This window comes from Kitasatospora sp. NPDC059812 (assembly GCF_042732075.1).
In the GTDB taxonomy this organism is placed as follows: Bacteria; Actinomycetota; Actinomycetes; order Streptomycetales; family Streptomycetaceae; genus Kitasatospora.
Map to the genome: position 1 here is coordinate 16,101 of NZ_JBHWIO010000089.1, position 20,372 is coordinate 36,472.

Genomic DNA, 20,372 nt, shown 5'->3' on the forward strand with positions numbered 1-20,372 from the left:
CACCCACAGGACCGAACAGAGCCGATCGGAAGCCACATGACCGACACGCTTCGCCCGCCACGCGCCGCGACCCCCGCGACGGCCGACACCGCCGCCGCGCCCCAGCAACTCAAGCGCTCGATCGGCGTGGTGGGCGGCACCCTGCTCACACTGTCCTGCGTCACCCCGGCCTCCACGCTCTTCGTGATCGTCCCGGAGCTGTTCTCCAGCATCGGCAGCGCCACCGCCCTGGCCATCGCCATCGGCACCGTGCTGTGCGTCGCCGTCGCGTTCTGTTACTCCGAGCTCGGCACCCTGATCCCCAGCGCCGGCGGCGAGTACGCGATGGTCGGCACCCTCGCCGGGCGGCTGGCCGGCTGGCTGGTCTTCGTGCTCTCGCTGATCGTGGTAATGATCGTCCCCTCGGTCATCGCCCTCGGCACCGCCGACTACCTCGCCCCCGTGCTGCACCTCGACAAGGCCATGACCGGCGCCGCCGTGATGCTCGCCGCCACCCTGGCCGGCCTGCTCGACCTGCGCGCCAACGCCTGGATCACCGGCGTCTTCCTGGTCCTGGAGGTCATCGCGGCCGGCGTCGTCTCGGTCCTCGGGTTCTCCCACGCCAACGCCGACGCCCCCAGCCTGCTGCACGGCGTGGTCACCGGGGACGGCGGCGCCACCACCACGGTGAGCATCGGCGCCATCGTCGGCGCGCTCGGCATCGCCCTGTTCATCACCCAGGGCTTCTCCACCGCCGTCTACCTCTCCGAGGAGCTGGAGAACCCCCGCCGCAACGTCTCGCGCACCGTGCTGTGGACGCTCGGCATCTCCTCCGCCGTCATCCTGGTCCCGGTCGTCGCCATCACCATGGGCGCCCCCGACCTTCAGACCCTGAGCTCCGGCGACATCTCCGGCATGGTCACCGCCTGGAGCAACTCCGCGGTCGGCACCTTCATCAGCCTCTGCGTCGCGCTGGCGATCATCAACGCCGGCATCGTCATGGTCATCCAGAACTCCCGAGTCCTGTTCGCCTCCGCCCGCGACAAGGCCTGGCCCGAGCCGGTCAACAAGGCCTTCGGCACCCTCGGCCGGTTCGGCTCCCCGTGGGTCGCCACCCTGGCCGTCGGCCTGCCCGGCGCCGCGCTCTGCTTCGTCAAGGGCGCGCTGCTCAGCAACATCACCGGCGTCGCCGTCACCGGGATGTACCTGCTGGTCGCGATCGCCGCGCTGCTCTCCCGCCGCGCCCACCACAAGCACGCCGCCGCCTGGCGGATGCCGCTGTGGCCGGCCGTCCCGGTGGTGCTGATCGCCGTCCTCGTCTACGTGATGACCCAGCTGGACACCGAACCCCTGCTGTGGACCGGCGGCATCACCGCCGCCGCCACCCTCTACTGGCTGTTCTACCTGCGCCCCCGCCAGGACACCCGCTGGGTGATCAGCCTCCCCGAGGACCAGCAGCCCTGACCCCCACCCCTCCCCCACACGGCAGTGCCCCGGGCTCCCCCTCGCCCGGGGCACTGCCACGTCCGGACCGCTACTTCCTCAGCTTCCACACCGACGCGGTGGCGATCGCCTTCAGCTGGTCGGTGCTCAGCGCCGGGGTGCTGCGGGTCGCCGGGGTCTGCTGGGTGCCGCTGTTGAACGCGCTGATCACCACCCGCAGGCCGTCCGCGTGCAGGGTGTCGACGGTCCACATGCCCGGGTTGGAGCCCCGCTTGCCGACCACCACCCTGGTGCCGTCCGGCTGCGCCTGGGCACTGCCGAACAACTCCTCCTTGGTCTTGTCGTCACGGGACCAGTCCTGCACGTTGATCTCCACCAGGGACTTGCCCTTGCCGTCGTTGACCACGAAGTTCGCGTAGCCCGGCTGGCCCCCGGTCTCCGTCTCGGTCAGCCCTGCCGGCAGCAGCTTGGCGACGATCGCCAGGATCTCGTCCTTGTCGTACTCCTTGCCGCTGTCCCGCGGCTTGACCGGCACCGGGTCCGGGATCGAGGCGATGACCCGGTCCCAGGACTTGTCCGTGACGATCGCCTTGAGCTGCTCGGGGGTCAGCGGGGGCTTCGGGCGGCTGTCCGGCGAGCCCTTCTCCGCCGGGGAGTTCCACTCGGACAGCTCGACCTGGCGGCCGTCCTTGCCGATCAGCTTGGCGTTCCACCACTTGGTGGTGGCCCGCTTGTCCGGGTACTCGTAGCCCTGGAGGACGGTCAGCGTGCCGCCGTCCGGCAGGGTGGTGGCACTGCAGGCGTCGTACTGGACGAGCTTCTTGTCCGGGCAGTCGTTCTCCACCCGGTTCGGGTCGCCGTCCGCCAGGCGGCCGAGCGAGATGCCCATCGCGGACTTGCCCTTGCCGTCGTCGAAGACCAGCGAGGCGGTCGCGGCGATGCCGCTGCCGTACGGCCGGCCCGGATCGACCCCCGTGCCGGTGCCGGTGCCGCCGGTGGTCTCGCCCTTGGGGAGCAGGGCCTGGAACATCGCCAGCACCTCGTCGCCGGAGACCGCCGGCGGCGCCGAGGCGGAGGCGGACGCCGAGGAGGCCGGGGCCGCCGAGCCGCTGCCGCCGGCGGTGCTCGGGGCGGCCGCGGGCACCGTACTCGGGCGCGGCGAGGAGCCGGTGAGGTACACCGCACCTGTGCCCACCAGGGCCAGCGCGGCCGCGCCGCCCACCACCGCGGCGGTCGAGCGGCGGCGCCAGCGGCGGCGGCCGCGCCGGTACCCGCCCGCGAGCAGGTCGGTCGGCTCGGCGCGGAAGCCCTCGCCCGTACGGGTGAGGGCGTAGAGAAGATCGTCCTCGAACTTGTCCGGTTCGGACATGGGTGGTCACCGTCTCCTTGCATCACGAAATTGCGTCACGGGGAGCGTCACGGGGTGCGTCACGGACTACGAGCAGTGGTCAGCGGGCGGCGAGCTCGGCCAGCGAGTCGCCGAGCAGGGTGCGCAGCCGGGCCAGCGCCCGGGTGGTACGGGTGCGGACCGCCCCCGGGGAGGAGCGCAGCATCTCGGCGGTCTCCGCGACGCTGTGGTCCTCCCAGTAGCGCAGCACCAGGACGGCGCGGTCCTTGGGCGGCATCCGGCCGAGGGCGTCGAGCAGGGTCATCCGCAGCGCGCCGTCCGCCTCCCGCGCCTCCGACTCGGGCACGGCCGCGATGGGGCGCTCGGTGCTGGAGCGGCGGCGCTGCTGGGCGAGGAAGGTGCGCACCATCACCGTGTGGGTGTAGGCGGCCGGGTTGTCGATCCGGTCCCGGCCGCCGGTCCAGGCGCTGCGCCGCCAGAGCACGTACATCCGGCTGAGGGCCTCCTGGACGAGGTCCTCGGCGTAGTGGGTGTCGCCGCTGGTCAGCAGGCAGGCCGAGCGGTACAGGTGGCCGGTGCGGCCGGACACCAGTTCCAGGAACTCGGCGTCCTCGGCCTCCCGGCCCGCCCCGATCCACCCCATGCCTGCCGCCCCCCGTGTCCGCGCTCCCTGACACTTCTTGGATGCGGCGAGCGACCCACGACGTTACAGCCGTTGCGGAGGATTCTCCTACGCACTCCCCGGGCACCGGGCAGGTGCTGCGTACCCGGATCAGTCCGCGGACCTGCGGCGCAGGTCGCGCAGGACGACGCCGCCGCCGATGAGCAGCGCGACCAGCAGCGCCCCGATGCCGAGGACGTACGTCGCGGTGCGGCCGTCGCGGTCGGCCTGGGTCTCGCCGAGGCCGACCGGCCGGGGCACGATCGGGGCGGCGGCCAGTTGGACGGGGGCGTCCGGGGTGGCGGTGAACGGCGCGCTCTCGGGGGCCTTGGTGACGGCCCTGACCGGGTCGACCACGCCCCAGCCGATGAACTGGTTCGGATCGCGCTGGGTGCGCTGGGCGGTCTGCTCGATCCAGGCCCGCACCTGGGCCGGCTTCCAGTTCGGGTGGGCGCCGACCAGCAGCGCGACGAGCCCGGACACGTACGGGGCGGAGAAGCTGGTGCCGTTGTCGACGCACTGGCCGCCCCTGGGGACGGTGGAGAGCATGTCGACGCCGGGTGCGGCGACCTTCACGAAGGAGCCGTACTGGGAGAACGGGGCGCGCTCGTTGTTGCGGTCGGAGGCGCCGACGGCGAGCACGGTCGGGAACGCGCCGGGGTAGGTGTCGCCCTCCTTGCCGTCGTTGCCGGTGGAGGCGACCACCACGACGCCGCTGTCCTCGGCGGCCTGGACGGCGGCCTTCAGCTCCTGGTACCCGCCGAAGCCGGCGGCGCCGGCGCCGCGGACGTCCTGGGAGATGTTGATGACCTTGGCCTTGGCCCTGACCGCCTCGTTGACGGCCTGGACCAGGGTGGAGACGTCGCCGTTGCCGTCGCTGTCGTTCTGGCGGATCGACAGGATGGCGGCGTCGGGGGCGAGCCCGACGAAGCCCGTCCGGTCGTAGCGGCGGGCGGCGATGATGCCGGCCACCTTGGTGCCGTGGCCGACCGGGTCCTCCTTGGAGCTGCCCGGGACCTTCTCCTTAGTCTCCCGGTTGACCACCAGGTTGGAGCCCTCCAGGACCTTTCCGGCCAGCTGCGGGTTCTGGTCGTCCACGCCGGTGTCGATGACCGCGACGGTCACCCCCGCGCCGGTGGTCCGACCGCCCTGCCACAGCTCGTCCAGCAGCAGGCGCTGCAGCGACCACGGCACGGTCGGCACGTCGGGCGCGTTCTTCGGGCAGTCGCCCGCGGCGGCCAGCCCGGGTCCGCTGTCCGCGCGCGCCTGGGCGGCGAGCGGGCCACCCAGCACGGCGAGCGCGGCCAGTGCCGCGGCCGCCTTCCGGTACCCGCGTCCGGACACCCTGCCACCCCTCATGTCGTCCACCCGTGCCGCGCGCCGAAGGGCGGGTGCCCGGAGTCCGAGCACCCGCCCCCTCACGTTCCCGCTGGGGAACGCGTGGTCAGTTGTTCCCCCACAGCTTGGCGTTGTTGTTCTCGGTCGTCTTGTAGCTCTGCGCGGCGCTGTCCAGCGAGGAGGCGATCTGCGTGCAGACCTTCTGCAGGTCGGCGGCGCGCGCGTCCCACTGGGTCTGGTGGGCCTGGTAGCCCTGCTGGGCCGCGCCCTGCCAGCTGGACGCGATGCGGTTGACGTCGCCCTTGAGGTCGTTCAGCAGGTGGTCGATGCGACCGGCCGAGGCGCGCACTTCCTCGGCCGCGTGGTGGACGGTCTCGAAGTTGACGAGGATGTGGTCGGACACGATGTCTCCCTTGACGAGGATGCGGAGCACCCCGCGCTCAGCCGCGGGCGCCCCACCGAGCGGAAGGTCGGAACAGAACGGTGATCAGCGCGGTGCGGCTGATCAGCCCTGGGCGTTGGAGAACAGCGCCTTCTGCTCTTCTTCGGTGCTCGCGTAGTGCTTGGTGGTCAGCTCGATCGCGTGCTGGATCGCGGTCAGCGACTCCTTCAGCTTCGCGATGTCGGTGTTGACCTGGTCCTGCAAGGCCTTGTAGGCGCTCGCCGCCTGGCCCTGCCAGCCGCCGGTGATGCCATCGACCGTGCTGATGAGCTTCTGCCGCTCAGCCTCGATCTTCCCGATCGCGTCCTCGATCCGCTTGGCGAAAGCCAGCATCTCCTGAGCGGTCATCGTGAACTGACCCTGAGCCATGCTCCACCATCCCCCATGAGACAGACATTGCGTGTACGGAGGGCAGCGCGGCCCGACCGTCCCATCACCCTAGTGATGTCCAGGAGCACTGTAGTCGGCACACGCAGCTCGCCCAACACCGAACTCGGCGCAGTTACCAGACCATGACACGGAGGCCAAGTCCGTTGCCTGGCTTGGCCGATCAGGCGTTCTGCGGCTGGGCGGCGCTCTTCGCCGTCAGCGGCGGGCCGGCCGGGACGAGGTCCGACCACTCGTGCGGCACCGGGAGCGGCTGGAGCTCCTTGTAGCCCAACCGGGCCTGGTTGGCGCCCGATTCGTCCTGCGGCGGCTGCTGGTCCGGCGCGGTGGCGCCCGGCTGCGGGGTGGGCGTCTTCGGGGCGCCGCCCTGGCCGGGCTGCCCGCCCTGGCCCGGCTGCGCGCCGGGCGGCGTGGTGGCGCCGCGGCCGCCGTCGCCGTTGGCCGGCACCGAGTAGCGCAGACCGGTCTCGGTGATCAGGAAGTCGGTGCCGGAGCCGCCCGCCGCGTTGTCCAGCGCGCGGTAGAAGAGGCCGTGCCCGGGCGTCACGTACGCGGCACCCGCGCCGTTGTTGTACGGCGCCGGGTAGGACGTCCCGGCCCAGACGCTGCGCCGGGGCGTGCGGCCGTCCTCGGCGACGCCGTCGAAGGTGCTGCACACGACCAGGCGCGCGTCCTGCCGGTCCTGCCAGTTGTTGGCCGGCGCACCGGACTTCAGCGGCCAGTCGTCCCCGGTGCTCGGCAGCCGGGCGTCGTTGCCCAGCTTGGCGTGGTCGGCCGGGGTCATCTCGTCGCTGCGCGGCCGCTTGTCGCCGTCGTACTTGTAGAGGTCCTGGTAGTCCGGGTTCTGCCGGATCAGCTCCGCCTGGAACGGCGTCACCAGGTAGAGCCGGTCCTTGCCGACCACGTAGTGGCGGTCCTGGTAGTGCACCAGCCGGCCGATCCGGCGGTCGGCCTGGTTGCCCAGCTCCACCGAGGAGTTGGGGCTCGGGCTGTCCGCCACCCCGTCGACCTTCGGGAAGGTGATCGGGCTGCCGGTCACCAGGGTGTCCAGCCACTCGCGCTTGACGCGCTGCGGCACCGCGTTGGGCCCGAAGACCGCGGTGATCAGCGACTTGCGCTCCTTGTCGTCCGCCTGCGGCGAGCCGATGCCGTGCTTGCGGCCCTGCGCGTCGACCAGGAACACCTTCGCGTCACCCGGCCTGGCCGCGGGCTGGCCCGGCGCCGGCTGCGCGGAGACCTGCTGCTCGTCCGCCTGCTGCACCAGCAGCAGCTGGTCCTGGCCGAGCATCCGGTCCTTGGCCGCCAGCGCCGCCGCGTCCGGGCCGGCCGCCACGAACACCGCCTGGTTGACGGTCTCCTGCTTGTCGTCCGAGCCCGGGCGGTCGCAGACCGACCACTTCATCGGCTTGTCCGCGTTGTCCCTCGTCGGCAGCTTGTCCGGCGCGTACGGGATGCCGATCGTCGGGCCGTGGTTGGGGTAGCTGTCGAGCACCCCGTCGTCGACCACCACCACCTTGGCCTCGGCCGGCAGCACCAGCCGCGCCGAGGACATGTTGAGCACCTGGTGCAGCCGCTTGGTCCGGCCGTCCGGGTCGGTCAGCACCACGTACCGGGTGGTCGACTTCTTGCCCTGGACGACGTTCTTGCCGTCGTCCCAGTGCAGCGGCGCGCTCGGCTTGAACACCCCCCACAACCCGAACCCGGCGACGATCACCGCCCCGGCCAGCACGCTCGGCAGCACCGCCTTCACCGGGCGCGGCGCGTCCTCGTCGCTGCCGCCGCCACCGGGCAGCAGGAACGCCCCCACCGTGCGCTTGCGGGCGAAGGTGTACGCGTTCAGCTCGTCCCGGCGCGATGCCATCCTCGTCGTCCCCCTCGTCAGACATTGTCGGACCGCCCTGCACCGCCCCCCGCACCCGCCGGGCGGGAACCCGCACGAACCCTCTACGATGCGGCAGCAGACGGTGAGTACGGTACGGGTACGGTCCGCGCACCGGCCAGCCGGGCCGCGGCAACTGATCAGAGAGGGTCACCCGGGGGATGCCAAGCCAGACCGCTCCAGGACGCCGCGGACCGGCAACGGGCGGGAGGTCGCGCCGCTCCGGCCGGGCGCAGCGCGGCGGCCCCGCCCCCGAGACCGCGCCCGGGCAGCCGCTGACGCCCGCCGGCGAGAGCAGCGGCCGTGACGAAGGCGGTCGCGGGCCCGTCCTGCTCCGGATCAACCCCCGGCCCGGGCTGCTCGGCGGCCGGCTGAGGCTCCAACAGCTCGTCCTGGTCGAGGTCGCGGCCGCGCTGGTCGCGGTGGGCTGGACGATCAGCCGACCGGTCGCCGCCGGCTTCGGCGCGGTCGCGCTGGTCCTGGTGGTGCTCGCCGTGATCCCGCTGCGCGGCCGGACCATCCCCGAACTGCTACGGGTGCGCGCCGCCCTCAAGTCCCGCCGCCGGCAGGCCCGCAGCACGCTGCCGCCGGCCGGCACCGACCCGGCGCTGGCCCCCGCCCTGGAACTCGAACCGGCACTGCGCACCTGCACCCACGCCACCGAGGCCGACCTGGGCGGCCGCCCCGTCCGCCGGGAGACCGGCATGGTCGGCGACGGCACCTTCCTCAGCTCGGTGCTGCTCGTCCAGGCCAAGGACCAGCCGCTGCGCCCGGTGCGCACCGCGCTGCCGCTGCCCCTGGACGTGATCTGCTCGGCGCTCCAGGTCGACGACATCGCCCTGGAGTCGGTGCAACTCGTCCAGCACACCCAGCCGGCCCCAGCCCCGCACCTGCCCGAGCAGTCGCTGGCCGCCCGCGCCTACCGGGAACTGCCGGACGGCACCGCCACCCCCGGGCTGCGGCTGACCTGGGTGGCGCTCAAGCTCGACCCGGAGCGCGCCGCGGCCGCCGTCCGGGCCCGCGGCGGCGGCGAGGAGGGCGCCCGCAAGGCACTGCAACGGGTGACCGACCAGCTGGCCGGGCGGCTCAACAGCGCCGGGTTCAACGCGACCGTGCTGGACGAGCGCGAGCTGATCGCCGCGCTGGCCATCTCCACCTGCGCCAACCCGCTCGCGGTGGCCGGGCGCCAGGGCACCGGCAGCGGCGGCGGCACCACCCGCCGCACCCAGGAGGGCAGCCGGTTCTGGCGGATCGACGACCGCTGGCACAGCACCTACTGGATCTCCCGCTGGCCGCAGCTCAGCCGCCCCGGCGGATCGCCCGGCCGGATCGCCGCGCCCGACCTGGTCAACCTGGTCACCGGCTCCCCCGCACTGGCCAGCACCTTCAGCCTGACCGCCGGGCGCGGCACCGGCGGCTCGGTGACCGTCAGCGGGCACCTGCGGGTGACCGGGCGCAGCGAGAGCGAGGTGACGCAGGTCGGCCGCCAGGTGGAGGCGCGGGCGCAGGGCGCCGGACTCGGCCTGGTCCGGCTCGACCTGGAGCAGGCCCCCGGGGTGCTCGCCACCCTGCCGCTGGGAGGAGCGTCCTGATGGCGTACCAGACCTATCCGGCCCCCGGCCCGCAGCACGGCGCCGAACAGCCCCGGGCGCGGTCCCGGATCCTGCCCGGCTTCGGGCTGCGCGGCCCGCGCCGGGAGAAGCACGTGCTGGACGCTGCGGACCTCGGGGCGCTGGCCTTCCCGGTCGGCGACGACGGCGTGGTGATCGGCGCCGACCCGCAGGGGCTGCCCGCGGTGCTCGGCCTGTTCCGGCCCAGCGCGTACGACCTGGTGCTGGTCGGCGGCGTGTGGACGGCGCAGGTCATCGCGCTGCGGGCGGCCGCGATCGGCGCCCGGGTCGCGGTGGAGACCGCGCGCGGGCAGCTGTGGGGCCCGCTGGCGCAGGCCGCGGGCGGCGGGCAGCCGTGCGTGACGGTCCACCAGGTCGGCCGACTCGGCCCGCAGGGCGCCTCGGTGGCCTCGCCGGTCCTGGTGGTGCGCGACCTCGGCGCCCGCCCGCCGCGCAGCCGGCTCTCCGCCGCGCCCTGGCAGACCACCCTGACCCTGCTGCCGTACCTGGGCCCGCACGCGGCCCGGGTGCTCAACGCGGCCGACCTGGTGGGTGTGCAGCGGGTCTCCCCGCAGGAGGCGGAGCTGACCGGCCGGGTGCTGTCGCTCCCGCCGGAGGACGTCGCCGCGCTGCCCACCCTCGGCGACGACCTCACGCTGTGGGCCACCCGGATGCGGCGCCAGTACGTGCGGGCCGTGGCCGGGCAGGCCGAGCAGCAGGTTCTCGGCGGTCCGCGCCGGATGGACTGAGCGGCGGCGCCGGGCCCGGGAGGCCGCTCCGGATCCGACGCCGCCTTCAACGGGGGTTGCCGCACGGCCTAGTCTTTGATGCGGCAACGGCACCGCTGAACAAGCGGCGGCGAACACGAGGGAGCCCTAGTGAGCAGCGATCGGGACGGCGTCTACGTCGGCGACAACGCGGCAGAGGACGACGACGACTGGTCCGACGCGCCCGACTACACTCCCCCGTCCTGGTACGTGCAGACGGACGCCTCGGCGGCCCCAGCCCCGGCCCCGGCCCCGGCAGTTCAGGCTCCGACGGCGGCGCAGGCTCCGGCAGTTCAGGCTCCGGCCCCGGCGGTGCAGGCTCCGCAGGCCACCGCTCCGGCGCCGGTGCCCGCTCAGGCTCCGGCCCCGACGCCGGCTCAGGCGCCCGTACCCGCCCAGCCCGTGCCGCCCGCACAGCCCGTCCAGGCCGAGGCGCAGCACGTCCCGTTCCCGGCGTCCGCCCCTGCCCAGGCCCCCGTCCCCGCTCCTGCCCCCGCTCCTGCCCCTGCGTTCGAGCAGCCACAGGCCGTCGCCCCGGGCTGGCCGGCGCAGGCCCCGGTGCAGCCGCAGCCCGCCCCGCAACCGCCGTACCCGGCCCCGGTCCCGGCCCCGCCGCCGGCGCAGCCCGCCCAGCCGGTCCCGCCGCAGACGTACCCGCAGCCGTACCCTCAGCCGCCCGCACAGCACCTGCCCCCGCAGCAGCCACTGCCGGCGCACGACCCGCAGGCCGCCGCCGCGTGGGCCGCCCAGCAGGGCGCCGCCCAGCCGCAGCCCGCACAGCCGCAGCAGCCGGCCCCGCAGCCCGCACCGGTGGATCCGCGTCAGGGCGGCTGGCCGCAGCCCCCCGCCTACCCGCAGTCGGCCCAGCCCCAGCCGCACGACTACCGGCCGTTGCTGCCGGGCGCGCCGCACGAGCAGTCCGGCGGGGTGCAGCCGTGGCCGCCGCAGGGCGCCGTCGCGCCGCCGCCGGTCGCGTTCCCGCACTCCGCCGCCCCGCAGCCGCCCGTGGCGCACGGCGCGCCACTCGGCTACACCGCCGCGGTCGAGCTGTCCTCGGACCGGCTGCTGCGCAGCCAGCCCAAGCAGCAGCGCCAGCAGCCGCGGTTCCAGTTCGGCGGCAAGGCGGCGGCCGCCGAGAAGTCGCGCAAGCTGGAGATCATCCGCACCCCGGTGCTGAGCTGCTACCGGATCGCCGTGATCAGCCTCAAGGGCGGGGTCGGCAAGACCACGACCACCACCGCGCTCGGCGCGACCCTGGCCAGCGAGCGCCAGGACAAGGTGATCGCGATCGACGCCAACCCGGACGCCGGCACCCTGGGCCGCCGGGTCAAGCGCCAGACCGGCGCGACCATCCGCGACCTGGTGACGGCCATCCCGCACCTGCGCAGCTACATGGACATCCGTCAGTTCACCTCGCAGGACCTCAACTCGGGCCTGGAGATCCTGGCGAACGACGTCGACCCGGCGGTCTCGACCACGTTCAACGACTCGGACTACCGCCAGGTCATCGACGTGCTGGGCCGCCAGTACCCGATCATCCTGACCGACTCCGGCACCGGCCTGCTGTACAGCGCGATGCGCGGGGTGCTGGACCTCGCCGACCAGCTGATCATCGTCTCCACCCCCAGCGTGGACGGCGCCTCCAGCGCCTCGACCACCCTGGACTGGCTCTCCGCGCACGGCTACGCGGACCTGGTGCAGCGCAGCATCACGGTGGTCTCCGGGGTGCGCGAGACCAGCAAGCTGATCAAGGTCGAGGACATCGTCGCGCACTTCCAGACCCGCTGCCGCGGGGTGATCGTGGTGCCGTTCGACGAGAGCCTGGCGGCCGGCGCCGAGGTCAACCTCGACATGATGCGGCCCAAGGTCCGCGAGGCCTACTTCGAGCTGGCCACCCTGGTCGGCGAGGACATCGTCCGGGCCCAGCAGGCCGCCGCCCAGCAGTCCGGGTGGCAGCAGCAGGTGCAGGCCACGCCGTACCCGCCGCAGCCACAGCCACAGCCGTATCCGGGTCAGGCGGGTCAGGCCGGCCAGGCGGGTCAGGCCGGCCAGGCCGCTCAGCCCGCCCCCGGGGCGCCGTGGGCACCGCAGCCCGGCCAGGCCCCGCCGCCGCCACCCGGCTACGGCTACCCGCAGCAGCCGCCCGCCCCCACGGCCTGGCCGCAGCCGGGCGCCCAGCAGCAGCCGGCCCCGCAGCCGGGCCCGGGTTACGGCTACCCGCCCGCCCAGGGCCAGCCGCCGCAGCCCGCCCCGCCCGCCTCGCCATCCCAGCCGTCCCCGCCGTCCCCGCCGGACGGCTACCAGCCGCCGCCCGGCTACGGCCACCCGCCGCAGCCCCCGCAGTGACGCCGAAGGGGCCGCCCCCCCCGGCGGCGGGCTTCCGGGGGTGCGGGGTCGGTCAGTTGAACTGGTCCGGGTGCGGGCCGGTCCGCAGGTCGCGGTCGGTGGCGGCGATGGTGGCCATGTCCTCGTCGGTCAGCTGGAAGTCGAAGACGTCCAGGTTCTGGCGGATGCGCGCCGGGGTGACGGACTTCGGGATGACGATGTTGCCGAGCTGGAGGTGCCAGCGCAGGACCACCTGGGCGGCGGACTTGCCGGTGCGGGCGGCGATCGCGGTGATCGCCGGGTCGTCCAGGACGGCGCCCTGGGCGAGCGGGCTCCACGCCTCGGTGGCGATGCCGTGCTCGGTGTGGAAGGCGCGCAGCTCGGCCTGCTGGAGGCCGGGGTGCAGCTCGACCTGGTTCACGGCGGGCACCAACCGGCTTTCGTCCAGCAGGCGCTGGAGGTGGGCGGGCTGGAAGTTGGAGACGCCCGCGGCGCGGATGCGGCCCTCGGAGGCGAGGCGCTCGACGGCGCGCCAGGAGTCCAGGTAGAGGTCGCGGGCCGGGGTGGGCCAGTGGATCAGATACAGGTCGAGGTACTCGAGGCCGAGCTTGGCGAGGCCGGCGTCGAAGGCGCGCAGGGTGGCGTCGTAGCCCTGGTCGGCGTTCCACAGCTTGGTGGTGACGAACAGGTCCTCGCGCGGCAGGCCGGAGGCGGCCAGGGCGCGGCCGACGCCGGTCTCGTTGCCGTAGATCGCGGCGGTGTCGATGCTGCGGTAGCCGGCCTCCAGGGCGGAGGTGACGGCGGCGGCGGTCTCGGCGTCGGGGACTTGGAAGACGCCGAAGCCGAGCTGGGGGATCTCGACGCCGTTGTTGAGCTTCACGGTGGGGACGGTGGGGTTGTTCACGGTGCGTGCTTCCATTCAGCGGGGGAGGTCGGTGAGGGTGTAGCGGACGGTCTGGGCGCTGATGAGTCCTCGGTGTGGTTCCCGGCGCTGTGGTCGAGGTCCCCGGTGCCCAGGCGTCGCCCGTGGTCGGCGAAGGCCTCCTGGGGCGTGCGGGTCACCGGGCGAGTTCCGCCAGCGCGGCGGTGGCGAAGGAGTGGTCCTGCTCCGGGGCGCCGCCGCCGAGGCCGATGGCGCCCACGAGCTTGCCGTCGCGGTGGATCGGGACGCCACCGGCGATGAAGAGGAGCGGCCGGTCGAGCGCGGTGGCCAGGGTGTGGAACGGTCCGTCCGGCTTGACGAGGTCGACCAGGTCGGCGGTGGGGGCGCCCAGCTGGAGGGCGGTGTACGCCTTGCGGGTGCTGGTCTCCCCGGAGATCAGCACGGCGCTGTCGTCGCGGAGGAAGGCGAGCAGGTGGCCGCCCGCGTCCAGGACGGTGACGCTGACCGCGGCCCCGGCCGCCTGGGCGGCGCGGCGGGCGGCGGCGACGAGGGTCTCGGCGTCGGCGGTGGTCAGCGGGGTGAGGGTGGTGCTCATGGTGGCGCTACTCCTGGAAGGAACGGGGAGAGGGGAACTAGGGAGGGGGGAACTGGGGAGAGGGACGGTCAGTGGTGGACGGGGACGGGAGCGGCGGTGACGACGCCCTCCCGTACGGGGGTGCGGCGCTCCAGGACGGCGGACCAGACGGCCAGCAGGAGCGCGGCTTCGGCGAGCAGCGCGCCGACCCAGTTCGGGGCGGTGTAGCCGAGGCCGGCCGCGATCACCTGGCCGCCGAGCCAGGCGGCGAGGGCGTTGCCGAGGTTGAAGGCGCCGATGTTGACGGCGGAGGCCAGGGTGGGCGCGCCGTGCGCCTGGTCGAGGACCCGCTTCTGCAGTGGCGGGACGGTGGCGAAGCCGAGCGCCCCGACGAGCAGGATGGAGACCGCGGCGAGGATCTTGTTGTGCGCGGTGAGGGTGAACAGGGCCAGCACGACGGCGAGTCCGCCGAGGGAGGCGTAGAGCATCGGCATCAGCTTGCGGTCGGCGAACCTGCCGCCGAGCAGGTTGCCGAGGAACATCCCAGCACCGAACAGGACCAGCAGCCAGGTGACGGCGCCGTCCGAGTATCCGGCGACGTGGGTCATCATCGGCGCGATGTAGGTGATCGCCGCGAAGACACCGCCGAAGCCGAGGACGGTCATCGCCATGGCGAGCAGGACCTGCGGGTTGCGGAACGCCGTGAGCTCGCGGCGCAGGTGGGCGCCCTCGGGGCGGGGCAGGGCGGGGACGAGCTTGGCGATGCCGAGCAGGCCGACCACGCCGAGCGCGGCGACGCCGGCGAAGGTGACGCGCCAACCGACGGCCTGGCCGATGAAGGTGCCCAGCGGCACGCCGACGATGTTGGCGACGGTGAGGCCGGTGAACATCGTGGCGATGGCGCCGGCCTTCCTGTCGGGGGCCACGAGGTCGGCGGCGACCACCGAGCCGATGCCGAAGAACGCGCCATGGGCGAGGGAGGTCACGATGCGGCCGGCGAGCATCACTCCCATGGTCGGTGCGACGGCGGAGAGCAGGTTCCCCGCCACGAACAGGCCCATGAGGATCATGAGCATCGTCTTGCGGCCGATCCGGGTGCCGAGCACCGTCATCAGCGGGGCGCCGATGACGACGCCGATCGCGTAACCGGTGACCAGGAGCCCGGCGGAGGGGATGGACACTCCGTAGTCGCCGGCGATCTCGGGCAGCAGGCCCATGACCACGAACTCGGTCGTACCGATCCCGAAAGCCCCGATGGCCAGGGCTAGGAGCGCGAGAGGCATGGTGTGCTGCCTTCCATACGATTGCTGTTGCGCCTTACGTGCTCAAACAATAGTTGCACACGCGGGCTAAGTGCAAGTGCGGGCATTCACCTGTCGCTGGTGGTGGGCGATAGCGGCGAACATGCGACGCGGACGGGGTCGGGATCGCGCCGATCCCGGCCCCACCCGGACCGATCGGGCATCCCGGCGCCGCGGAGAGCAATGCTTGCACGAGCCGCATATGCGCGCTGGCCGATATTTCATGCAAGGGCTTATCCTTGAGGACGTCGAACCCGGAAGGAGCCACGCCGATGACCGCCACGGACCCCGCGCTGACCGCCCTCGCCAACGGCTGGGCCGCCCTCTACCTCCTGGCCGGCCGGATCGAGGCGCACATCGAGCGCACCCTCCAGGCCGAGCACGACCTGAGCGTGCGCGAGTACTCGCTGCTCGACGTGCTCAGCCGCCAGCACGACGGCGAGGGCGGGCACCTGCAGATGAAGCAGGTCGCCGACGCGGTCGTGCTCAGCCAGAGCGCCACCACCCGCCTCGTCACCCGGCTGGAGGACCGCGGCCTGCTCTCGCGCTACCTCTGCGCGACCGACCGCCGCGGCATCTACACCGACGTGACCGGGCCCGGCCTGGAACTCCTGGAAGCGGCCAGGCCGACCAACGAGTCCGCCCTCCGGGAGGCGCTGGACGAGGCCGCCAAGAACCCCGAGCTGGCCCCGCTGGTCGCCACCGTCGAGGAGATGAACACGTCGCGACGGCTCCCGGAGCCCGCCGCCACGCGCTGAGCACGACGAAGCCCCGGAACCTCGCCAAGACGGTCCCAGGGCTTCGTGCTGACTACTTCCGCTCGGGCGCGTCCGCTACGCCCCCGCGCCTCCTGCTGCGCTCCCGCGTCCCGCGTACAGGTGCCGCTTCGCCCTCAGCGGTGCGCCGGTGTTCGACGAGGGCCGGCGCCTCGCCGAACACCGGCGTTCTGCCGTGAGCGTGTGCGCCTCATCCCCGCAGATGAGGGCCGCTTCGACGACCCGGCCCCGCCGGCGGCTCGCCAGCCGGCAGGGCGTGGTGCGGTCGCTTCACAGGGCCGGCTGACGGGCCTCGGTCAGCATCGCGCGCCCGGCCCGCCATTCGCCCAGCCCCGTCGGCACCAGGCCGATCAGGCAGCAGACGACCACGATGCCGCCCGCGATGGACACCGGGGTGACCGACTCGTCGGCGGGCACCGCCCGGGTCGGGTCCCCGGGCGCGTACCGGACCTCGACCACCGTGCCGAGCGCCACCATTCCTGCCAGCCGGTTCCCCGAGTAGGTGCGGCCGTCGACCGTCCAGTGGCCCCCGCAGTGCGGGTTCCTGCTCAGTTCGTTGCAGCTGGTGACGGTGGCCGTCGCCCGGGTGTCCATCGCCACGTTGTCGCGCACCTGGCGGACCACCGTCGCAGAGCCGCACAGCGCCAGCATCACGAGCACGAAGGTCATCGCGCCCCACGCGGTACCCGGCGCCACGGGCCGACCCGACGCCTCGGCCATCCGAGCGGCCGCGCCGCTGTTACGCACCGTCAGATAGCCGCCGCACAGGATCGGCAGCATGACCGCGACGATCACGCTGACCACCAGATACGGCTTCCCGGAGAGGGCCACACCGATGAGCTCGATCCCCGCCGCGATCAGATAGCCGGCACCCAGCAACACGCTCTGCCGGTGCCAGCGAAGAACCTGCCGTGCCGCTCCGCCATCCCCCCGCATGATCATGGCCCGACGGTAGCACTCGCCCTCACCGCCCCTGTCCACCAGTCCTGTTGACGCCCCCGGCCCCTGCCGTCGACCGCCGGGACGCCCACTTCGCACAGCCGTCCCCGAAAGCCACTTCACGTGGGGGGCGTCGGGACGTAGTGTGCGAGCCGTGAACGAATTGATCTTTCGCGGGAAGGACCTGTACGGACACGCGAAGTACACGCGTCTCGCGCTACTCGGTGCCCTACTGGTCATTCAGGTGGCGTTCGGCGCCTACCGCCTCGGCGCCGTGGCCACCTGCTGGATGGTGGGCGCAACCATCGTGATCGTCGCCCCCTTGGCGCTGATGGTCCAACGGAGTTGGAGCCGGGTGGGGGCCGACGGGGTCACCATCTGCTGGGGCCTCGGACGCGGCCGCACCCACGCCTGGCAGGACATCAGGTGGGTCGACGTCCGCGAGACCAAGAACCGCCAGTACGGGAACTCGCGCGCGGCCCGGATATTCCTCGCGGGCGGCCGGCGGCGCTCACTGCCCGGCCTCCAGGACAGCTCCACCTACCCGAGGCCCGACTTCGACGTGGACGTCCAGCGGGTCCTCAACTGGTGGGAGCTCAGCACCCACCAGGACACGCGGATCCGGCCCGCACGGAGCCTGCGCGACCGCGTCTCCCCCACCGTCGTCGGGGTCCTCGCTGGAATCGTCATCGTGGTGGTGAGCTTCGTGGTCATCGCCGCCCAACAGCGCTGACAGGCCGGGTGCGGCCGGACGCTGCCGTGACCGCACCCGGCACGCACACCACCCCGAGACGGACTCGGGATTCCTGACTTCGGCGTTTCGAGGCGATCGGCGCGTTGTTCTGTGGGCGGAAGCGCCCGGCCCGCTGAAGGCCGCCCTGGTATTCGGGTGCGGGGCCCCGGGACGAGTCGTTCCGCACGCTGGGGGTGACCCATCTGGTGGAGCATCTGGCGATGGGCACGCTGCCCCGCCTGCACCACGAGCACAACGCCTCGGCGGGGCTGACCGCGACCGAGTTCACCTGTTCCGGACGGCCCGAGCAGGTGGTCGAGTTCCTGGACGGAGCTGGCCGCCGTCCGCCAGGTCCTGTCCGGTCGGACAGGGCCCAGGCCTTCCAGGACCCGCGGTCGACACCCTTCGAACTCCGCGAGGCGGCAGTCGAGTTGCTCTTCGGCGGCGAGTACCGGGACGCCGACACCCGGCTCGACAGCCTGACCCGGGTGACCCCGGACCAGGCCCGGGAGGCGCTCGCGGGAGCCCTGCGCACGGCACTGCTGGTGGTCCCGTGCGGGACCAAGCCGGACGTGCGGCAGCGGGACGGCACCCCGCTCCCGAAGTACTCCTGCGGCACCGACCGTCAACTGCCCGCCACCGGACGGATGTTCCGGCCGCCGCTGCTCGCCCGGCTGTTCTCCTCCAACGCCCGCCGGATACGCCTGGTGGTCGATGAGTCGGGGCTGTGGATGCACCAGCCCGGCAGCACGGTCTGCCATGTCCGGTACGACGAGGTGGTGGGCGTGGAGGCGGACGGCGAGAGCCGGGTGGTGTTCGGCCGCAACTCCTGCTTCATCCCCCTCGTGTCCGACCTGTTCCCCGACCACGGACTGACGCATCGTCACAACCGCTCTGGCGACCGGGTCCGGTGCCAGACGCCGCCGCGGTGGGCGTCTCCGGCCGGGAGGCGTCCACCGCAGGCGGCGGGCAGGGCCAGCAGATGGTGATCACCGGCGCGGGGCGAGGACGACTCCCCCGGACGAACGCCGTGCCGACAGGGTTCGCGGTAGAGGTTCCGTATCCGGACCCGCCCGTACCGCGCTGATGCTCCGCCGCGCACAGCCGGGCGGACGACAACCGGCGTGCTCGGAGGGTTGTCCGGAGTCCGGCCGGGATCGGCGCGGACAACCTCGGATCCCGCTCTCCCCCTCCGCTGTCCGCGGCCGCCTCGGGTTGTCCGCCACTCACCTGGGCCTTCGCGCCCTCCTGTAGACGGACAATCACCGCGGATCCCACGCTGAAGCTTCCACCGGCTCTCAGAAGGGAGTTCATGTGACACACAGCCTCGACCCGGCCGACATCGTCGTCGTGCGCGCTCCGGACGTGGAAACGGCCATCACGCCCGATGACATCAGCTTCGGGCCCGCGGACGACAACAACAACAACGACTCCGGTCATAAGGACTTTTTCATCGACGACACCGACTGACCTCGCCTGAGCAGAGCCCGTCCGAGAAGTCTCACGGGCCGGGGAGGGGCCGCGCTCCCGGCGTGCCCCCTCCCCGAAGGACGGCAAGAACGCCAAGGACGACATGGCTGCCGGTCACCGCGCCAGCAGGGCCGGCCGACCTCTGTTAGGAGACACGAGATCTCGATGACTTCTCTGACGGACCGGGTGGGGGCCGAGCCCGATGGACGGCCTTCCTCCGACCTCTCCCGCCTTCTCCACCCGGTGTCCCTTCCGACGTTCCGCGACGAGTACTGGGAGCGCAGGCCGCTGCACATTCCGAGGAACGACCCCGAGCGCTTCGCGGATCTCCTGACGCTCGACGACGTGGACCGGGTGCTGGGCCAGTCCGGCCCGGACTTCGGGAACGTCCGGGTCATCCGCGAGGGCAAGGAAACCCCGGTGTCCGAACTGGGTGCCCCCGGCCGCAACATGACCGCCAGCCGGCTGGAGGCGCTGTACGAGCGGTACCGGTCCGGCTCGACCGTCATCCTGAACGCCCTCGAACGCCGCTGGGAGCCGCTGGCGCGTTTCACCTCGATGCTGAGCGCCGAGGTCAACGCCAGGTTCCAGGTGAACGTGTACCTCACCCCCGGCGGGCAGGCCCGCGGATTCGACCCGCACTACGACAGCCACGACGTGATCGTGATGCAGGCGTACGGCAGCAAGCGCTGGCGGCTGTACGGGGCGCCATACGCGCTGCCGTTGGAAGGTCAGAGGTACGACCACTCCGGCGAGGTGCCGGAGGTCGAGGAGGAGTTCGACCTCCAGCCGGGCAGCCTCCTCTACCTGCCCCGTGGCACCATCCACGCCGCGACGTCCAACGACGCCGCGTCGATGCACCTCACCTTCGGTGTCCACCCGGTCCTGATACCCGCGCTGATCAGCGACGCGGTCCGGGAGGTCTTCGAGGGGGACGAGCGGTTCCGCAGGAGCATGCCCCTCGGATTCGCCAACGACAAGCACCTCCAGGAGCAGGCCGAGGACGTCTTCGCCGAGCTGATCGATGCGCTCGCCGCCCGGCTCTCGCCCCAGGAGATGACGGCCAGGGCCGTGAAGCAGACGACCTCGCTCGCGCCGGTGACGCTCCGCGGTCACCTGGGCGACCTGGAGAGCCTGCCGCGGCTGGACCTCGACACCCGGGTGCGGCGTCGTCCGGGTCTGCGGTGGAGCGTGGCACTCGGCGAGGAGGTCATCGAGCTCGAGTTCCACAGCAAGACCATCCAGTTGCCGGTCCACGTGGCCGATGAGGTCAGGTTCGCGACGGAGAGCGACGGGCAGGGGTTCACCGCCGGCTCGATCCCCGGCGGCCTGGACCAGCCGGGCTGCCTCCTGCTCGTGCGCACGCTGGTCCGCGAAGGATTCCTCACCCTGTCCTGACGGACGGACGGCCGACCGGGTGCGGGGGGGGGGGGGGGGGGCGCGCCCCCGCGCCCCGCGGCCTCGTAGCGCAGGTGAGCGGGGGGCGCGGCGGCGGGGGGGGGGCGCGCGGGGGGGCG

19 protein-coding genes are annotated in these 20,372 nt (G+C 73.0%); 9 read left to right on the forward strand and 10 right to left on the reverse strand.

The annotated features are described in order from the left end of the window. The first annotated feature begins 36 nt into the window (after positions 1–36). Positions 37–1,443 (forward strand): APC family permease, encoded by a 1,407-nt coding sequence (locus ACFV6D_RS31790; RefSeq protein WP_063347610.1) that lies wholly within the window; start codon positions 37–39, stop codon positions 1,441–1,443. 70 nt (positions 1,444–1,513) lie between these two features. Here ACFV6D_RS31790 and ACFV6D_RS31795 read toward each other — a convergent pair whose 3' ends face one another. The 6 genes from ACFV6D_RS31795 to ACFV6D_RS31820 form a co-directional block, all read right to left on the reverse strand. Beyond that, the gene (locus ACFV6D_RS31795) at positions 1,514–2,791 is read right to left on the reverse strand and encodes a hypothetical protein (RefSeq protein WP_380562211.1); all 1,278 of its coding nucleotides are present in this window, start codon (positions 2,789–2,791) and stop codon (positions 1,514–1,516) included. A gap of 79 nt (positions 2,792–2,870) precedes the next feature. Then, positions 2,871–3,413, reverse strand: coding sequence for a SigE family RNA polymerase sigma factor (locus tag ACFV6D_RS31800; RefSeq protein ID WP_063347612.1), 543 nt, complete (start codon positions 3,411–3,413; stop codon positions 2,871–2,873). A 129-nt stretch (positions 3,414–3,542) separates the two neighbouring features. Continuing rightward, on the reverse strand, positions 3,543–4,775 hold the full coding sequence (gene mycP, locus ACFV6D_RS31805; RefSeq protein ID WP_380345386.1) for a type VII secretion-associated serine protease mycosin: 1,233 nt from the start codon (positions 4,773–4,775) through the stop codon (positions 3,543–3,545). Between the two features lie 100 nt (positions 4,776–4,875). Continuing rightward, positions 4,876–5,172, reverse strand: coding sequence for a WXG100 family type VII secretion target (locus tag ACFV6D_RS31810; RefSeq protein WP_063351107.1), 297 nt, complete (start codon positions 5,170–5,172; stop codon positions 4,876–4,878). Positions 5,173–5,274: 102 nt separating this feature from the next. Further along, the gene (locus ACFV6D_RS31815; RefSeq protein ID WP_063347614.1) at positions 5,275–5,580 is read right to left on the reverse strand and encodes a WXG100 family type VII secretion target; all 306 of its coding nucleotides are present in this window, start codon (positions 5,578–5,580) and stop codon (positions 5,275–5,277) included. 181 nt (positions 5,581–5,761) lie between these two features. Beyond that, a complete protein-coding gene (locus tag ACFV6D_RS31820) occupies positions 5,762–7,459 on the reverse strand; it encodes a type VII secretion protein EccB (RefSeq protein WP_380345383.1) in 1,698 nt (565 codons plus the stop codon). Between the two features lie 179 nt (positions 7,460–7,638). On the opposite strand from ACFV6D_RS31820, the gene eccE reads away from it, so the two are divergent. The 3 genes from eccE to ACFV6D_RS31835 all read left to right on the forward strand — a co-directional run bounded on the left by eccE (position 7,639) and on the right by ACFV6D_RS31835 (position 12,200). Continuing rightward, a complete protein-coding gene (gene eccE / locus ACFV6D_RS31825) occupies positions 7,639–9,069 on the forward strand; it encodes a type VII secretion protein EccE (protein WP_380562213.1) in 1,431 nt (476 codons plus the stop codon). Then, the gene (locus ACFV6D_RS31830; RefSeq protein ID WP_063347616.1) at positions 9,069–9,836 is read left to right on the forward strand and encodes a hypothetical protein; all 768 of its coding nucleotides are present in this window, start codon (positions 9,069–9,071) and stop codon (positions 9,834–9,836) included. The genes eccE and ACFV6D_RS31830 overlap by 1 nt, the downstream gene beginning before the upstream one ends. A gap of 129 nt (positions 9,837–9,965) precedes the next feature. Further along, a complete protein-coding gene (locus ACFV6D_RS31835; RefSeq protein ID WP_380562214.1) occupies positions 9,966–12,200 on the forward strand; it encodes a MinD/ParA family protein in 2,235 nt (744 codons plus the stop codon). A gap of 52 nt (positions 12,201–12,252) precedes the next feature. Here the strand turns inward: ACFV6D_RS31835 and ACFV6D_RS31840 are convergent, their stop codons facing one another. The 3 genes from ACFV6D_RS31840 to ACFV6D_RS31850 form a co-directional block, all read right to left on the reverse strand. After that, a complete protein-coding gene (locus ACFV6D_RS31840; protein ID WP_380562216.1) occupies positions 12,253–13,083 on the reverse strand; it encodes an aldo/keto reductase in 831 nt (276 codons plus the stop codon). Positions 13,084–13,237: 154 nt separating this feature from the next. Further along, positions 13,238–13,657 carry a heme-binding protein gene (locus ACFV6D_RS31845; protein ID WP_380562218.1) on the reverse strand — a complete coding sequence of 140 codons (420 nt, stop codon included), beginning with the start codon at positions 13,655–13,657 and terminating at the stop codon, positions 13,238–13,240. A 68-nt stretch (positions 13,658–13,725) separates the two neighbouring features. Continuing rightward, complete coding sequence (locus ACFV6D_RS31850; protein WP_380562220.1) at positions 13,726–14,919, reverse strand: MFS transporter; 1,194 nt, start codon at positions 14,917–14,919, stop codon at positions 13,726–13,728. Positions 14,920–15,209: 290 nt separating this feature from the next. Here ACFV6D_RS31850 and ACFV6D_RS31855 point away from each other — a divergent pair, with 290 nt between their 5' ends. After that, positions 15,210–15,695: a MarR family winged helix-turn-helix transcriptional regulator gene (locus tag ACFV6D_RS31855; RefSeq protein ID WP_063351792.1), complete on the forward strand. Its 486-nt coding sequence runs from the start codon at positions 15,210–15,212 to the stop codon at positions 15,693–15,695. A 288-nt stretch (positions 15,696–15,983) separates the two neighbouring features. On the opposite strand, the gene ACFV6D_RS31860 is transcribed toward ACFV6D_RS31855, so the two are convergent. Next, positions 15,984–16,595, reverse strand: a complete 612-nt coding sequence (locus ACFV6D_RS31860; RefSeq protein WP_380562222.1) for a hypothetical protein — start codon at positions 16,593–16,595, stop codon at positions 15,984–15,986. Positions 16,596–16,806: 211 nt separating this feature from the next. Here ACFV6D_RS31860 and ACFV6D_RS31865 point away from each other — a divergent pair, with 211 nt between their 5' ends. The 4 genes from ACFV6D_RS31865 (at position 16,807) to ACFV6D_RS31880 (ending at position 20,253) form a co-directional block, all read left to right on the forward strand. Beyond that, on the forward strand, positions 16,807–17,385 hold the full coding sequence (locus tag ACFV6D_RS31865; protein ID WP_380430403.1) for a hypothetical protein: 579 nt from the start codon (positions 16,807–16,809) through the stop codon (positions 17,383–17,385). Positions 17,386–17,606: 221 nt separating this feature from the next. Then, the gene (locus ACFV6D_RS31870) at positions 17,607–18,374 is read left to right on the forward strand and encodes a hypothetical protein (protein ID WP_380562224.1); all 768 of its coding nucleotides are present in this window, start codon (positions 17,607–17,609) and stop codon (positions 18,372–18,374) included. Between the two features lie 325 nt (positions 18,375–18,699). Further along, entirely contained in the window at positions 18,700–18,855 is a 156-nt protein-coding gene (locus ACFV6D_RS31875; protein ID WP_331742852.1) for a hypothetical protein, read from the forward strand. Between the two features lie 165 nt (positions 18,856–19,020). Next, positions 19,021–20,253: a cupin domain-containing protein gene (locus ACFV6D_RS31880; RefSeq protein ID WP_380430411.1), complete on the forward strand. Its 1,233-nt coding sequence runs from the start codon at positions 19,021–19,023 to the stop codon at positions 20,251–20,253. The last annotated feature ends 119 nt before the right edge of the window (positions 20,254–20,372 follow it).

What these genes read in the sequence shown, in the direction of transcription:
- ACFV6D_RS31820 (WP_380345383.1), bottom strand. Translation starts at nt 7,459, where the DNA reads ATGGCATCGCGCCGGGACGAGCTGAACGCGTACACCTTCGCCCGCAAG.
- ACFV6D_RS31815 (WP_063347614.1), bottom strand. Translation starts at nt 5,580, where the DNA reads ATGGCTCAGGGTCAGTTCACGATGACCGCTCAGGAGATGCTGGCTTTC.
- ACFV6D_RS31830 (WP_063347616.1), top strand. Translation starts at nt 9,069, where the DNA reads ATGGCGTACCAGACCTATCCGGCCCCCGGCCCGCAGCACGGCGCCGAA.
- ACFV6D_RS31790 (WP_063347610.1), top strand. Translation starts at nt 37, where the DNA reads ATGACCGACACGCTTCGCCCGCCACGCGCCGCGACCCCCGCGACGGCC.
- ACFV6D_RS31855 (WP_063351792.1), top strand. Translation starts at nt 15,210, where the DNA reads ATGACCGCCACGGACCCCGCGCTGACCGCCCTCGCCAACGGCTGGGCC.
- ACFV6D_RS31880 (WP_380430411.1), top strand. Translation starts at nt 19,021, where the DNA reads ATGACTTCTCTGACGGACCGGGTGGGGGCCGAGCCCGATGGACGGCCT.
- ACFV6D_RS31850 (WP_380562220.1), bottom strand. Translation starts at nt 14,919, where the DNA reads ATGCCTCTCGCGCTCCTAGCCCTGGCCATCGGGGCTTTCGGGATCGGT.
- ACFV6D_RS31845 (WP_380562218.1), bottom strand. Translation starts at nt 13,657, where the DNA reads ATGAGCACCACCCTCACCCCGCTGACCACCGCCGACGCCGAGACCCTC.
- ACFV6D_RS31870 (WP_380562224.1), top strand. Translation starts at nt 17,607, where the DNA reads ATGGGCACGCTGCCCCGCCTGCACCACGAGCACAACGCCTCGGCGGGG.
- eccE (WP_380562213.1), top strand. Translation starts at nt 7,639, where the DNA reads ATGCCAAGCCAGACCGCTCCAGGACGCCGCGGACCGGCAACGGGCGGG.
- ACFV6D_RS31800 (WP_063347612.1), bottom strand. Translation starts at nt 3,413, where the DNA reads ATGGGGTGGATCGGGGCGGGCCGGGAGGCCGAGGACGCCGAGTTCCTG.
- ACFV6D_RS31795 (WP_380562211.1), bottom strand. Translation starts at nt 2,791, where the DNA reads ATGTCCGAACCGGACAAGTTCGAGGACGATCTTCTCTACGCCCTCACC.